Raw genomic sequence first — 13,425 nt, 5'->3', positions numbered from 1 at the left:
GGTCGCCGTCCGTGACGGTGGTCCGGCGGTGCCGGAGGTGACCGGGCTCACCCGCTGGAAAGCGGATGAGCCCGGTCACGCGTCGGTGGCGACGGCGCAGAGCAGGGCGGCCACGCCCGTTCGTCGGGTCCCGCCTGATCGCACAGCACTCGCCCCCGTACTACGCCGTCGTCGCCCCGGGCCACTGTAGGACGGTGCGGGGAGGCCGACCGGGCGCCGGGCGGGAACAGGGCGGTGGTGGAGGCGCCGGGCGGGGCGGGGGTCCGCGGTCCGGTGGGTCACGCGGGTCCCGGCCAGGTCGCGGTCACCAGCCAGTGGCAGGCCGTGAGGCGTACGCCGTCCTCCGTCTCGTAGGCGCGGAAGGCGTCGGTGGCGGCCAGGCGGGCGCGGTCGACGGCCTCGGGGGCGGCGTCGCGCAGCCAGTGGCGCATGGGGCCCCAGCCGAAGAGGAAGGCGGCGGCGTCCGCGGCGTCCGTGCCCCACATCTGCGGCACTTCGAGTGGTTCGGCGCCGATCGCTTCGAACCCGGCTCCTCCCAGGACGCGTGTGGTGCGTTCCGGGTCCGCGAAGGCGGCGGGGCCGGTCTCCGTCCTCTCGGAGAAGTCGGGCAGGGTCACGTGCTCGGCGACGGCCGCGAAGACGACCGACTGGTCCATCCTGTCGACGGACTGCGGGCAGACGAAGGCCAGACGTCCGCCCGGCCGCAGGGCGCGTCCGATGTTCGTGAACGCGGCGACCGGGTCGGCGAAGAACATGATGCCGAAGCGGCTCAGGGCGACGTCGAAGGCGGCCTCCTCGAACGGGTGCACCTGGGCGTCGGCCCGGAGGTGGGAGACGTTGGCGAGGTGTTCCGCGGCGGCGCTCGCGCGGGCGCGTTCCAGCATGGGCGCGGAGAGGTCGACTCCTACGGCGCGGGCGGCGGTGCGGGCGGCCAGGCGGGTGAGGCGTCCGTTGCCGCAGCCGATGTCGAGGACGCTGTCGGTCTCCCGGATGCGGGCGGCGGCCAGGAGCGGGGCGTTGGTGGGGTCGTTGAGGGCGTCGTAGCGGGACTGGTGGTCGGCCCAGTGCCGGCCCTCGTAGCCGTTCCACGCCTCGGACTGGTGGGTGTTCACGATCCGGTTGTCGGCCATACGGTCCATGGTGCCGTGCGGGGGCGTCCCGCGGGGCCTCTCATCGCTCGGGCGGATCGTCCTGTGGAGCGACGACCCGCTGCGTTCCCCGGCCGGCGAAGGGTTCGCCGGCCGGCGGCACGCGGTGGATCTCCTGCGGTGGGCGAAGGAGCGGCCCTTCCGATCCCCTGCGGGGAGGCTTCCTCGGTCATGCCCTCCCCCGGTGTCCCGGACGTCCCGTGCGACCCGGCAGCCTCGCCGTGCGTACGGGTTCCGCGGGTCGCGCACATCGAAGCACAGCCCTGGAGGAAGACGTCGAACACGGGTGCCGGGATGCGCCGGCCCGCCGTCACGGGCGTGGCGCACTCCCCTTTCCGCCCGGCGCGTTCGTCCCGGGTGCGGCCCGGGGACGGTGACTTCGCCGGGTACGTGCGCGATCGCCGGGTACGCGCGGATCGCCGGGTGCGGCTGCTGGCCGCCGTCCGGCTGCTCGCCAGAGACGTGCGGGACGTCGGGGAGTCGGCGCGACGCACGCGGGTGCGGGCGGGCGTGTGGCGGCGGTTCCGCGGCGGGTCAGGCCGAGCGCTTGCGGGACGTCGTCCTCGTCGCCCGGGTCTTCTTCGAGGGCGTGTCCCCCGCCGTGTCCTCGGGCGCGCTCTTGGCCGTGCTCTTCGCCGTCGTCTTCTTCCCCGACCGGCTCGTCCTCGGTGTCGGTGTCGGTGTCGGTGTCGGCTTCCGAGCCGAGGACGCCGTCTTCTTCTCCGCCGTCGACGGGGCCTTCCCGCCGCCGGCTCCCCCGGTGGACGGGCGGGACGTCCTGCGCCGCGGCGGCCGCTCGGCCTCGGGCTCCGCCGGCTCACCGCGGACCGCGCGGACGCTCCGCTCCAGGGCCGTCGTCAGGTCCAGGACCTCGACGCCGCGCTCCGGTTCGGGCGCCTCGGGCAGGGCCTTGCCGGAGATCTTGGCGGCGACGACCTGCTCCACCGCCTCGCGGTATCCGTCGCGCAGGTCCTCCAGGCCGACCTCGCTGAGGGCGTCCATCAGGGTGTCCGCGAGGTTCAGCTCCTTGTCGTGGAGGGTGACGTCCGCGTCGGGGGCGATCCCTTCGGGGGCGCGGACCTCGTCCGGCCAGAGCAGACCGTGCAGGGCGATCGCCTCGCCAACCACGCGGAGCATGCCCAGGCGCTCCCTGCCCCGCAGCGCGAACTTCGCGATGGCCACCCTGTTGCCGCGCTTCAGGGTCTCCCGCAGAAGCGTGTAGGGCCGGGCGGCCGGCGCCCTGCCCGCCGCCAGGTAGTACGCGGCGCCCAGCTGGAGCGGGTCGATGCTGTCCTCGGGGACGAAGGTGACGATCTCGATCGTCCTGGCGGTGGGGATCGGCAGGTGGGCCAGGTCCTCGTCGGTGATCGGGATGATCGTGCCGTCCGCCTCCTCGTAGCCCCTGCTGATCTCCTGGGCGGTGACCTCGCGGTCCTCCAGCTCGCAGAACTTGCGGTGGCGGATCCGGCCGCCGTCCTCCGTGTGGATCTCGCGGAAGGGGACCGCGTGGCTCTCGGTGGCGTTCACGAGCTTGATCGGGACTCTGACCAGGCCGAACGAGATCACGCCGTTCCAGATGGATCTCATGTGCGGCACCTTCCCGGTCGCCCGCCGATCACCTTCGGGGCGTTTGTCGCCTTTTGCGAGATATTTCCATCTTATGATGCACGTCGCCGGGACGAGGGGCGACGGCTCGCGCCCGGTACCCCGCAGGAGGTGCCGCGCCGGGCGGCCCGGGGCCGGGACCTCAGGCCGCCCCGGGCCGCCCCGTGACGCTCACGGGGAGGCCCGGTCACTCCGCGGCGCTCACGGGAAGCGGACCCCGGCGCTCCGGCAGGTCACAGCCGGGCCCAGGTGTTCCGGTCCCGGGCCGTCGCGTACAGGGCCTCCGTGTCGGCCGGTTTCAGGACTCCGCCCGTACGGGCCAGGGCCTCCACGTCGGCGTCCGTCAGGACGCGCACCCCGCGGGGCGGGGCCGGGACCGTCACGGCCGACGCGCCGACCAGGACGAGCACCGGGCGGACCTCGGCCGTCAGCGCGTAGGAGGCGCGGTCGGCGTCGGCCCGGACCCGGTGCAGCAGGGGGCGCGGTTCGTGGCGGCCCAGGCCGACCCCGGGGTCGGCGACCGTCACCCGCTGCCGGCGGGCGTACAGGGCGTGGACGGCGTACAGACCGCCGGGGCCGATCAGCAGGTGGTGGATGCGGTCGCCGCCGGGGAGCGGGATCGAGTGCAGGGCGTGCCAGCCGGCGCCGTCCATGCGGTCCAGGGCCTCGCCCACCGCCCGCTCCGCGGCGAGCGCCCTGCGGCGCGGGTCGGGGCGGAGCCGGTGGGCCGGGCCGGGGGCGCGGTCGAGGTCGATCAGCAGCGCCTCGCCGGGGCGGTTCGGCGCGAGGTCGTCGTCGGGGTGCAGGGACAGACGGGCCAGCTCGGCGGGGGTGGGGACCGGGGGCGGGCCGACCGAGACCGGGCCGGTGAGGAGGGGACCCAGTGCGTTGAGCACGTCCTCCTCGTGGTCCCCGTCGAGCAGGTTCACCCGGGCCGTCTCACGGTCGTACCAGGCGAGGTCGCTGCCGTCCGGGAGACAGACGTACAGCCTCTCCCGGCCGTGCCGGTAGGTCGGTACGACGCGCAGTCCGTCCATGCACCATCACCCCATATCCATGGGAACAGGAGGGATGCTCCAGGGGCAAGAAGCCGTTTGTCTTGGAGAGAAGCTGGGCGGTGAGGGTGGGGAGGCGCCGTTGCGTACCCGCGGGAAGCAACCCGACGTACCGGCTCCGGACACTCCGTGGAACGAGATCGTGCCCGGCCTGTGGATGGGCGGACACGAGTTCCGGGGCCTTTCCGGCCGGCTGGAGTCCGCCGTGGTGAACCACCGGTTCGATCTTGTGCAGACGCTGCTGCGGCTGCCCGGGCACGGGCCGGATCCCGGGGTCGAGCACCATGTGTGGCCGATCCCCGACGGGCCGCTGGACGGGACACAGCTCGCGGGCGTGATCCGGCTGGCCGAAGCGGTGTGCGAGACGCTGGACGGCGGCCGTACGGTCCTCGTGCGCTGTTACCACGGGTACAACCGCTCGGGCCTGGTGGTCGCGCACGCATTGATGCGGCAGGGCGGGACCGCCGAGGCGGCGATCCGGCTGATCCGCTCCCGCCGCTCGCCCTGGGCCCTGCACAACGACCTGTTCGTCGACTACCTCCGTGCCGGGCTGACCACGGCACGGTTACTGGAGGAGTAGGCGGGGTGGGCGGTGCCGTCCCCGATGGCGCAGCAGGGCGGGCGGGCACGGAAGGGCGCTCCTAGTGTGGCGATAAGTCTCCTTCGACCCGCTTTCCTCGCATGTGGAGGTACTGCCATGTCCCTGCGTTCCCCGCTCACCCGCCGCCTGCCCATAGCTCTCGCCACCGGGGCCCTGGCGGTCGCGACCGCCGTCACCCCCGCCGTCGCCGCCGACGACCCGAACCAGGGCGGCGGTCAGGGGAACTGGACCCAGCAGGGCGGCAACGGAAACCAGCAGGTCGGCAACCAGCAGGGCGGCAACGCCCACCAGCAAGGCGGTAACCAGCAAGGCGGCAACGGCCACCAGCAAGGCAGCAGCGGAAACCAGCAGGGTGGCAACGCCTACCCGCCGGACAACGGAAACCAGCAGGGCGGCGGGAACCAGCAAGGCGGCAACGCCCACCAGCAAGGTGGCAACGGCAACCAGCAGGGCGGGAACCAGCAAGGCGGCAACGCCCACCAGCAAGGTGGCAACAGCGGCTTCAACAACCCGGCCGGCGGCAACCACGGCGACCAGGGCCAGTACAAGGGCGTCGTCACGGCGCCGTCCCTGGCCCTGCGCAGCGCCCCGGACCGGGGTTCCCAGATCATCCGGTACGCCCACAAGGGCGACGTCGTCTCGATCTTCTGCAAGGTCCCGGGCGACAAGGTGAACGGCAACCCGCTCTGGTACCTCCTCACGGACGGCACCTGGGCCTGGGGGTCGGCCGCCCACATCGACAACATCGGTCCCGCGCCACGCTGGTGCTGATGATCAAAGCACACAAAGCGTCCTCTTTGGGTAAGTTCCCGGCATGAGCAAGGTCGGCATCACCCCGGCGACGGCGGATCCGCCCGCGCCCACCGTCCGCCCCACCGGGCGCCGCGGCGTCGAACTCGCCCTGATCGTCCTGGCCGTCCTGCTGTCGGTGTACGGCTACTGCGCCGTCGGCCTCGCCAGGAACGGCACCGTCCCGCCCGGCGCCGCCGGTTACGGCGCCGGGCTCGGCGTGCTCGCGCTGGTCGCCCATCTGGCGGTGCGCTGGCGCGCCCCGTACGCCGACCCGGTGCTGCTCCCCATCGGGGTGCTGCTCAACGGCCTCGGCCTGGTGCTGATCTACCGGCTCGACCTGGAGACGCCGGGCGATCCGGCGGCCCCGACCCAGCTGGTCTGGTCGACGCTGGGCGTGGCGCTGTTCACCGTGGTCGTCCTGGTGCTGCGCGACCACCGGGTGCTCCAGAACTACGCCTATGTCTGCGTCACCACCGCGCTGGTGCTGCTGACGGTCCCGATTTTCTTCCCGGCGGTGAACGGGGCCAGGATCTGGATCCGGGTCGCCGGTTTCTCCATCCAGCCCGGGGAGTTCGCGAAGGTGCTGCTGGCGGTCTTCTTCGCCGCGTACCTCGCCGCGAACCGGGGCGCCCTCACCTACGCCGGCCGCCGCGTCCGGTGGCTGCGGCTGCCCACCGGGCGGGTGCTCGGCCCGATCGTCGCCGTCTGGCTGGTCAGTGTGGGCGTGCTGGTGCTGGAGCGGGACCTCGGCACCTCACTGCTGTTCTTCGGCCTGTTCGTGGTCCTGCTGTACGTCGCCACCGGCCGCACGGGCTGGATCGCGGTGGGACTGCTGCTGGCCTCCCTGGGGGCGGTGGCGGTGGGCCGGCTGGAGCCGCACGTGCACCACAGGATCGAGACCTGGCTGCACCCGTTCGGCTCCATCGAGGCGGGCGAGGGCCCGAACCAGCTCGCCCAGTCCCTGTTCGCCTTCGCGGAGGGCGGGACGCTCGGCACCGGGCTCGGGCTCGGGCACTCGGTGCTCATCGGCTTCGCGGTCAAGTCCGACTTCATCCTGGCGACGGCCGGCGAGGAGCTGGGCCTGGCCGGCCTGTCCGCGATCTTCCTGCTCTACGGGCTGCTGGTGGAGCGCGGCTACCGGGCGGGGCTGGCCCTGCGCGACCCCTTCGGACAACTGCTCGCGGTGGGCCTCGCCTCGCTCGTGGCGCTCCAGGTGTTCGTGATCGCGGGCGGGGTGACCGGGCTGATCCCGCTGACCGGGATGGCGATGCCCTTCCTGGCGCAGGGCGGCTCGTCGGTGGTGACCAACTGGGCGATCGTGGCGCTGCTGGTGCGGCTGAGCGACTCCGCGCGGCGGCAGGGCGACGGGGGTGCCGTCCGGTGAGCCGGCGCGTCCGGCGCGGCGGTGGAGGCGCGGTCCGGTGACCCGGCACATCCGGCACGCCGCGCTGTTCTGCGCCCTGCTGCTGCTGGCTCTGCTGGTGAACGCCGCCCGCGTCCAGGTGCTGCGGGCCGACGCCTACGACAGCAACCCGGCCAACCGCCGGGCCGCCATCGCCCGCTACCAGCAGCCTCGCGGCGACATCCTGGTCGACGGGCGGCCGGTCACCGGCTCACGGGACACCGGGGAGCAGCTGCGCTACGAACGGACGTACCGCGAAGGGCCGTTGTACGCCCCGGTGACCGGCTTCGCCTCGCAGGAGTACGGGACGACGCTGCTGGAGCACACGGAGGACGCGCTGCTGTCGGGAACCGCCCCGCTGCTCGCGCCGCTGCCGCTGTGGAACGAGTTCACGCGCTCCCGCAGCGCGGGCGGCGACGTGGTGACCACGATCGATCCGGCGGCGCAGCGGGCGGCGTACGAGGGGCTGCGCTCACGGAAGGGCGCGGTGGCGGCGGTGGAGCCGGCGACCGGCCGGATCCTGGCGCTGGTGTCGCTCCCGTCGTACGACCCGGAGCTGCTGTCCGGCAACGGCGCGACGGCACGGGACGCCTGGGCGCGGCTGAACGCCGATCCGGACCGGCCGATGCTGAACCGGGCGGTGCAGCGGACGTACCCGCCGGGTTCGACGTTCAAGGTGGTCACCGCCGCGGCAGCGCTGGACGCGGGCGTGGTGAAGGACCTGGACGAGCCGACCGACTCCCCCGACCCGTACACCCTGCCGGGGACGAGGACCCGGCTGACCAACGGGTCCCGGGGCTGTGAGGACGCCACGGTGCGGGAGGCGTTCGTCTGGTCCTGCAACACGGTGTTCGCCGGGCTGGGGGTGGGCACGGGGGCGGCGAGGATGGGGGCGACGGCCGGGAAATTCGGTTTCAACGACCCGGACGTACGCGTCCCGTTCCGGGTGGCGCGCAGCACCTTCGACACCACGGTGGACCGGGCGCAGCTCGCGCTGTCGTCGATCGGGCAGTACAACACCCGGGCGACGCCGCTGCAGATGGCGACGGTCGCGGCGGCCGTGGCGAGCGGCGGACAGGTGCGGGAGCCGTATCTGGTGGAGCGGACCACACGGGCGGGCGGCGGCACGGTGTCGGCGGCGGGTTCGCGTCCGGTGCGGCGGGCCATGCATCCGGCGACGGCGGTGCGGATGCGGGAGCTGATGCGGGGCGTGGTGGAGGACGGCACCGGCACGAAGGCGGCGATCCCCGGTGCGATCGTCGGCGGCAAGACCGGTACCGCCCAGCACGGTCTCGGCAACTCCGGTACGCCGTACGCCTGGTTCATCTCCTGGGCGCAGGGCGGTGCGGACATGGAGGCGAAGGTGGCGGTGGCGGTGGTGGTCGAGGACGCGGCGGCGAACCGGCGGGAGATCAGCGGGGGCGGGACGGCGGCGCCGATCGCGCGGGCGGTGATGGAGGCGGTGCTGAACTCCTGGAGTGAGCGGACCGCCCGGTGAGACGGGGGCGCCGGACCATCGCCTTCCCGGCCTAGCGTTCCGTACATGACCGAGATCGCGTACGAACTCGCCCAGGTGAACATCGCCCGCCTGAAAGCCCCGTTGGATTCCCCGCAGTTGAAGGACTTCGTCGACCACCTCGACCCGGTGAACGCGGACGCCGACGCCGCCGACGGCTTCGTCTGGCGCCTGCGGAGCGAAGGGGGCGACGCCACGGACATCGCCGTCTTCGGCGACTCCTGGCTGATCATCAACATGTCGGTGTGGCGGGGCGCCGGTTCCCTGACGGGGTTCATGTACCAGGGACGCCACCGCGAGATGCCGGCCCGGCGCAGGGAGTGGTTCGAGCGCGTCGGGGAGGCGATGGTGGCGCTGTGGTGGGTCCCGGCGGGCCACCGCCCGACGGTCGCGGAGGCCGAGTCCCGTCTCCTTCACCTGCGCACCCACGGTCCGACCCCGTACGCCTTCACCCTGCGCACGGCGTTCCCGGCGGGAGGCGCGGAGCCCCTGGTCGGCGAGGTGCCGGAGGGTCTGGGCTGCTCGGCGTAGCGGCGGTGGCCATCGACGAGTCGCGCGCGGGGGATTGACGGCCTTGCTGACAGGCAGTCTCATAAGTGGGTGACCCGCCGGTAACCCGAGACGCCCCCGAGGTGGAACCGTCATGACGACCCTGCCGGAAACCGACGCGCTCGATGGCCTGCGGGACGCGCTCGGGCCGCTCAAGGACCGGGAACAGGTGGCCCAGCGGCTGCTCGACGCGTCCGCCAGGCACTCCTTCGACCCGGACGAGGAGCTGGACTGGGAGGCGCCCTTCGAGGAGGGCAAGTGGTTCTGGCCGCCGGAGCTGGTGTCGCTGTACGGCACCCCGATGTGGCGGCGGATGAGCGAGGAGCAGCGCCTCCTGCTCTCCCGGCACGAGGCGGCGGCGCTCGCCTCGCTGGGCATCTGGTTCGAGCTGATCCTGATGCAGCTGCTGGTCCGGCACGTCTACGACAAGGCCGCCACGAGCGCGCACGTGCGCTACGCGCTCACCGAGATCGAGGACGAGTGCCGGCACTCCAGGATGTTCGCCCGGCTGATCACTCGCGTCGGCACCCCCTGGTACCCGGTGGGCCGCGTCCACCAGAACCTCGGCCGGCTCTTCAAGACGATCTCCACCACCCCCGGCTCCTTCACCGCGACCCTGCTCGGTGAGGAGGTCCTGGACTGGATGCAGCGGCTGACCTTCCCGGACGAGCGGGTCCAGCCGCTGGTCCGGGGCGTCACGCGCATCCATGTCGTGGAGGAGGCGCGGCACGTGCGCTACGCCCGTGAGGAGCTGCGGCGCCAGATGGTGACCGCGCCCAGGTGGTCGCAGGAGTTCACCCGGGTCACCTCCGGGGAGTTCGCCCGAGCGTTCTCCGTGGCCTTCGTGAACCCCGAGGTCTACACGAGCGTCGGCCTGGACAGACGGAAGGCCGTCACCCAGGTCAGGGCGAGCGCCCACCGCCGGGACGTGATGCAGCAGGGGGCGAGGAGACTCACCGACTTCCTCGACGACATCGGCGTGCTGCGCGGCGCCGGACGGAAGCTGTGGCGGTCGTCGGGGCTGCTCGCGTAGCGGACGCGACGACGAAGCGACCGCACCGGCAAACCCACCGCCGCACGACGGGCCCCCTCGGACACAGCCCCGACCGCACCGACGCGCCACACGGCTCCGGACGGAGACCGCGGCGGTCGTCCGGGCCACCGGCCCGGACAGACACGCCGCCGGAACGACCGCACCGGCAGGCCCGCCGCCGGAGGGAAACCGCGGCGGTCGTCGGGGCTGCTCGTGCGGACGGGCGGGCGGATACCCTGCGGGCATGACCCCGCAGGTCCCCACCCCCGCCTACCGGCGACTCAGCGTCGAGGAACGCCGCAGCCAGCTGCTCGAGGCCGCGCTGTCCCTCTTCGCCCACCGCGCCCCGGAGGACATCTCCCTGGACGACGTGGCGGAGGCGGCCGGCGTGTCACGCCCCCTGGTGTACCGGTACTTCCCGGGCGGCAAGCAGCAACTGTACGAGGTGGCCCTGATGTCCGCCGCCGACGAGCTGCGGCACTGCTTCGACGAGCCGCACGAGGGTCCGCTGCTGCCCCGGCTGTCCCGGGCCCTCGACCGCTACCTCGCCTTCGTCGACCTGCACGACACCGGGTTCAGCGCGCTGCTCCAGGGCGGGAGCGTCGTGGAGACCTCCCGTACGACCGCCATCGTGGACGGCGTGCGGCGGACCGCCGCCGAGCACATCCTCAGCCACCTCGGGGTCGCCGAGCCCGGACCCCGGCTGCGGATGACGATCCGGATGTGGATCACCGCAGTGGAGGCGGCCTCGCTGATCTGGCTCGACGAGGACAAGCAGCCGCCTTCGGACGAACTGCGGGACTGGCTCGTGGAGCAGTTCGTGGCAGTGCTGGCGGTGACCGCACGGCGCGACACGCAGACCGACGCGCTGGTGCAGGCACTGGCCACGGACCTCTGACGGACCGCGCGCCGCCGACACCGGGGGCGTCCCCCGCCGGACGAACCGCAGGACCGGCTCGTGGAGCAGTTCGTGGCGGTGCCGGCGGTGACCGCACGGCGCGACACGCAGACCGACGCGCTGGTGCAGGCACTGGCCACGGACCTCTGACGGACCGCGCGTCGCCGACACTGGGGGCGTGAAGAGCGAAGACACCCCGTTCGAGGGCGGGCCCATGGACGGGCGCGTCCTGCCCGTGCTGCTGGGCATCACCGGGCACCCGCCGAAGACGTACCGCATCCCCGTCCCCGCCCCGGACGGCGGCCCGCCCACCGTGCTGGTCTACCGACGGGTGCCCCGGGCCCGGGGCGCGCGGACCGGGCTGACACGGGGCTGGAAGTACCTGTACGACCCCACGGGGCAGGCCGGCCGCCGGAGGTGGCCGTGGTCGAGGGCCGCGCCCGATCCAGACGCCACGCCGAAGGGCAAGCCGGACGACGCCGACGGGTGACCGGGTTGCGCCGAACCGCGCACACTCGGCGAGCGGGCCGCGCACACCCGCCCGATGCTCGCGGTGCGGAGCGGACGAGCCGCCCCGCGTCGGAGGTGATGGTATGTCAGGAAAGCTTCTGCGTCTGGTGTGCACGGCGGCGCTGGCGGCCGGGGCCGTCCTCGCCCCCGCGCCCGCGGCGGCCGTTCCGGAGCCGGGTGGCGGCACCGGCGAGCGTTCCGTCGCCGAGCTGCTGACGGAGCTTCAGGCCCTGTACCGGGAGGCCGGGAAGGCCACCGAGACCTACAACGCCACCGAGGAACGGCTGAAGAGGCAGCGCGCCGAGACCGAGCGGCTGGAGCGGGCCCTCGCCCGTACCCGGCACTCCCTGCACGACAGCCGGGGCGCGGCCGGACGGCTGGCCCGCCAGCAGTACCAGAGCGTCAGCGGCCTCTCCCCCTACCTGGGGCTGCTGCTCGCGCGCGATCCGCGGCGCGCGCTCGACCAGGAGCACGTGATCGGGCGGATGGCGCGGGAGCGGGCCCGGACGGTGGTCCGGCTGACCGGCGACGAGAAGGAGGCCGGCGCACTGGCCCGCCGGGCGCGCAAGGCCCTCGACGCCCGGCTCGCCCTCACCGAGCGGCGCAGGAAGGAGCGGGACGAGGTCCTCGAACGGCTCCACGCGGTCGAGGAACTGCTCGCCTCGCTCACCGCCGAACAGCTCGCCGCGCTGGCCGAGCTGGAGCGGGAGACGGTGGCCGAGGCACAGGAGGAGCTGGTGACCTCCGGCGCGCTGGGCAGCGGCGGCACTCCTCCCTCGGCTGCGGGCGAGCGGGCCGTGCGCCACGCCGTGGAGCAGCTCGGGAAGCCGTACGAGTGGGGTGCGGAGGGGCCCGCCGCGTACGACTGCTCGGGGCTGACGTCCGAGGCCTGGGCCGCCGCCGGGACGCCGATCCCCCGTACCAGCCAGGAGCAGTGGGCGCGGCTGGAGCGGGTGCCGCTGGCGGAGCTGCGGCCGGGGGACCTCGTCGTGTACTTCCCGGAGGCCACGCACGTCGCCCTCTACCTCGGCGACGGCAAGGTGGTGCAGGCGCCCCGCCCCGGCGCGCGGATCAAGGTCTCACCGATCGCGGCCAACCCGGTGCTGGGCGCCGTGCGCCCCGACCCGGCCGCGGAGCCCGTGCCGCGGTACGTGCCGCCGGAGCTCCCCGGAGGGGCGGCGGAGGGGTCCGACGAGGGGTACGCCTCCGGTCACGCGCCGGACGCGCCCGAGACCTCCATCAGGTAGCCCCCGGTCTTCTTCGGGTCGTAGAAGAAGTTCTCGAAGTCGGCCGGGTCGTTGAAGCCGTTGGCGAAGCGGTCGGCGACCGGCTGGAGCTGTCCGGCCGCGCCGATCAGGTTCAGGACGTGCTCCGGCGGCGGGCCGAGCATGGCGTTCGTCCACTTGGTGACGTGCCGCGCCGTCTCCCAGTAGCGGTCGAAGGTCGCCTGCATCCAGGCCTCGTCGAACTCCTCCTCCCCGTGCTCCAGGATCGAGGCGAGGTAGAAGGCGGCGCACTTGGACGCCGAGTTGGAGCCCTGGCCGGTGATCGGGTCGTCGGCGACGACCACGTCGGCGACGCCGAGGACGAGGCCGCCGGAGGGCAGTCGGCCGACCGGGTTGCGGACGGTGGGGGCGTAGCGGCCGGCGAGGGTGCCGCCGGCGTCGGTCAGTTCGACCTCGGTGGCCCGCGCGTACTCCCAGGGGAGGAACCTCTCCATGGGTTCCAGGGTCAGGGAGAGGTGTTCCGCGGGGTCCCTGACGTCCTCGAAGGCGTCCAGCGGGCCGCCGGGGACACCCTCCCAGAACAGGATGTCGGCGCGGCCCGAGGTGGTGAACGTCGGCATGACGAACATCTCGCCGACCCCGGGGACCAGGTTGCAGCGGACCGCCTCCATGTCCGGGTGCTCCGGACGCGGGCCGAGGCCGTGGACGTAGGCCACCGCGAGGGCGCGCTGCGGCTCGCTGTACGGGGACCGCTCCGCGTCGCGGGCGAACATCTGCACCAGCTCGCCCTTGCCGGCCGAGACGAGCACGAGGTCGTACGTGCGGGAGAAGTAACCGAGCGGCATCCTCAGCAGCGCGGCGATCTCGGCCACCGTGCGCATACGGCGGCACAGTACGACGATGGCCCGCATCTCCGGCGTCACGCGGGAGGCCAGGTTGCCGTTCGTCAGCTCCTTGCGCTCCTCGGCGGCCTCGAGCGCGGCGGTGGCGCCGACGAACGTCTCGACGAGCAGGACGTGGCCGAAGCGGGTACGACCGCCGGTGAGCGAGTAGGGGCGGACCCGGGCGGGTCTGCGGTCGCCGCCGCGGA

The 13,425-nt window shown here is 73.4% G+C and carries 12 protein-coding genes and 1 pseudogene; 9 read left to right on the top strand and 4 right to left on the bottom strand.

Annotated elements, in window-relative coordinates; translation table 11 throughout:
• Positions 1-278: 278 nt before the first annotated feature.
• The 3 genes from KYY02_RS03565 to KYY02_RS03555 form a co-directional block, all read right to left on the bottom strand.
• Positions 279-1,130, bottom strand: a complete 852-nt coding sequence (locus KYY02_RS03565; RefSeq protein ID WP_371235907.1) for a class I SAM-dependent methyltransferase — start codon at positions 1,128-1,130, stop codon at positions 279-281.
• 552 nt (positions 1,131-1,682) lie between these two features.
• The gene (ku, locus tag KYY02_RS03560) at positions 1,683-2,735 is read right to left on the bottom strand and encodes a non-homologous end joining protein Ku (RefSeq protein ID WP_371235906.1); all 1,053 of its coding nucleotides are present in this window, start codon (positions 2,733-2,735) and stop codon (positions 1,683-1,685) included.
• 251 nt (positions 2,736-2,986) lie between these two features.
• Positions 2,987-3,790: a nuclease-related domain-containing protein gene (locus tag KYY02_RS03555; protein ID WP_371235905.1), complete on the bottom strand. Its 804-nt coding sequence runs from the start codon at positions 3,788-3,790 to the stop codon at positions 2,987-2,989.
• 100 nt (positions 3,791-3,890) lie between these two features.
• Here KYY02_RS03555 and KYY02_RS03550 point away from each other — a divergent pair, with 100 nt between their 5' ends.
• From KYY02_RS03550 to KYY02_RS03510, 9 genes are all read left to right on the top strand, one after another.
• On the top strand, positions 3,891-4,388 hold the full coding sequence (locus KYY02_RS03550) for a protein-tyrosine phosphatase family protein (RefSeq protein ID WP_371235904.1): 498 nt from the start codon (positions 3,891-3,893) through the stop codon (positions 4,386-4,388).
• A 117-nt stretch (positions 4,389-4,505) separates the two neighbouring features.
• Positions 4,506-5,180, top strand: a complete 675-nt coding sequence (locus tag KYY02_RS03545; RefSeq protein WP_371235903.1) for an SH3 domain-containing protein — start codon at positions 4,506-4,508, stop codon at positions 5,178-5,180.
• 43 nt (positions 5,181-5,223) lie between these two features.
• A complete protein-coding gene (locus KYY02_RS03540) occupies positions 5,224-6,585 on the top strand; it encodes an FtsW/RodA/SpoVE family cell cycle protein (protein WP_371235902.1) in 1,362 nt (453 codons plus the stop codon).
• A gap of 37 nt (positions 6,586-6,622) precedes the next feature.
• Complete coding sequence (locus KYY02_RS03535) at positions 6,623-8,101, top strand: penicillin-binding transpeptidase domain-containing protein (RefSeq protein WP_371235901.1); 1,479 nt, start codon at positions 6,623-6,625, stop codon at positions 8,099-8,101.
• Positions 8,102-8,146: 45 nt separating this feature from the next.
• Complete coding sequence (locus tag KYY02_RS03530) at positions 8,147-8,650, top strand: DUF3291 domain-containing protein (RefSeq protein WP_371235900.1); 504 nt, start codon at positions 8,147-8,149, stop codon at positions 8,648-8,650.
• 112 nt (positions 8,651-8,762) lie between these two features.
• Positions 8,763-9,701, top strand: coding sequence for an AurF N-oxygenase family protein (locus tag KYY02_RS03525; RefSeq protein WP_371235899.1), 939 nt, complete (start codon positions 8,763-8,765; stop codon positions 9,699-9,701).
• A gap of 244 nt (positions 9,702-9,945) precedes the next feature.
• Positions 9,946-10,599: a TetR/AcrR family transcriptional regulator gene (locus tag KYY02_RS03520; RefSeq protein WP_371235898.1), complete on the top strand. Its 654-nt coding sequence runs from the start codon at positions 9,946-9,948 to the stop codon at positions 10,597-10,599.
• Positions 10,600-10,777: 178 nt separating this feature from the next.
• The gene (locus tag KYY02_RS03515) at positions 10,778-11,089 is read left to right on the top strand and encodes a DUF8847 domain-containing protein (protein WP_371235897.1); all 312 of its coding nucleotides are present in this window, start codon (positions 10,778-10,780) and stop codon (positions 11,087-11,089) included.
• Between the two features lie 103 nt (positions 11,090-11,192).
• Complete coding sequence (locus tag KYY02_RS03510) at positions 11,193-12,356, top strand: C40 family peptidase (protein ID WP_371235896.1); 1,164 nt, start codon at positions 11,193-11,195, stop codon at positions 12,354-12,356.
• On the opposite strand, the pseudogene KYY02_RS03505 reads toward KYY02_RS03510, so the two are convergent.
• Positions 12,320-13,399: pseudogene (locus KYY02_RS03505) on the bottom strand (styrene monooxygenase/indole monooxygenase family protein); the annotation flags it as partial. The gene KYY02_RS03510 and the pseudogene KYY02_RS03505 overlap by 37 nt on opposite strands.
• Positions 13,400-13,425 lie beyond the last annotated feature (26 nt).

Origin of the sequence: Streptomyces pimonensis (assembly GCF_041380215.1) — a bacterium.
Classification (GTDB): Bacteria; Actinomycetota; Actinomycetes; order Streptomycetales; family Streptomycetaceae; genus Streptomyces; species Streptomyces pimonensis.
Note: the sequence above shows the minus strand (reverse complement) of the source record. Positions and strands in the feature narration are given on the sequence as shown.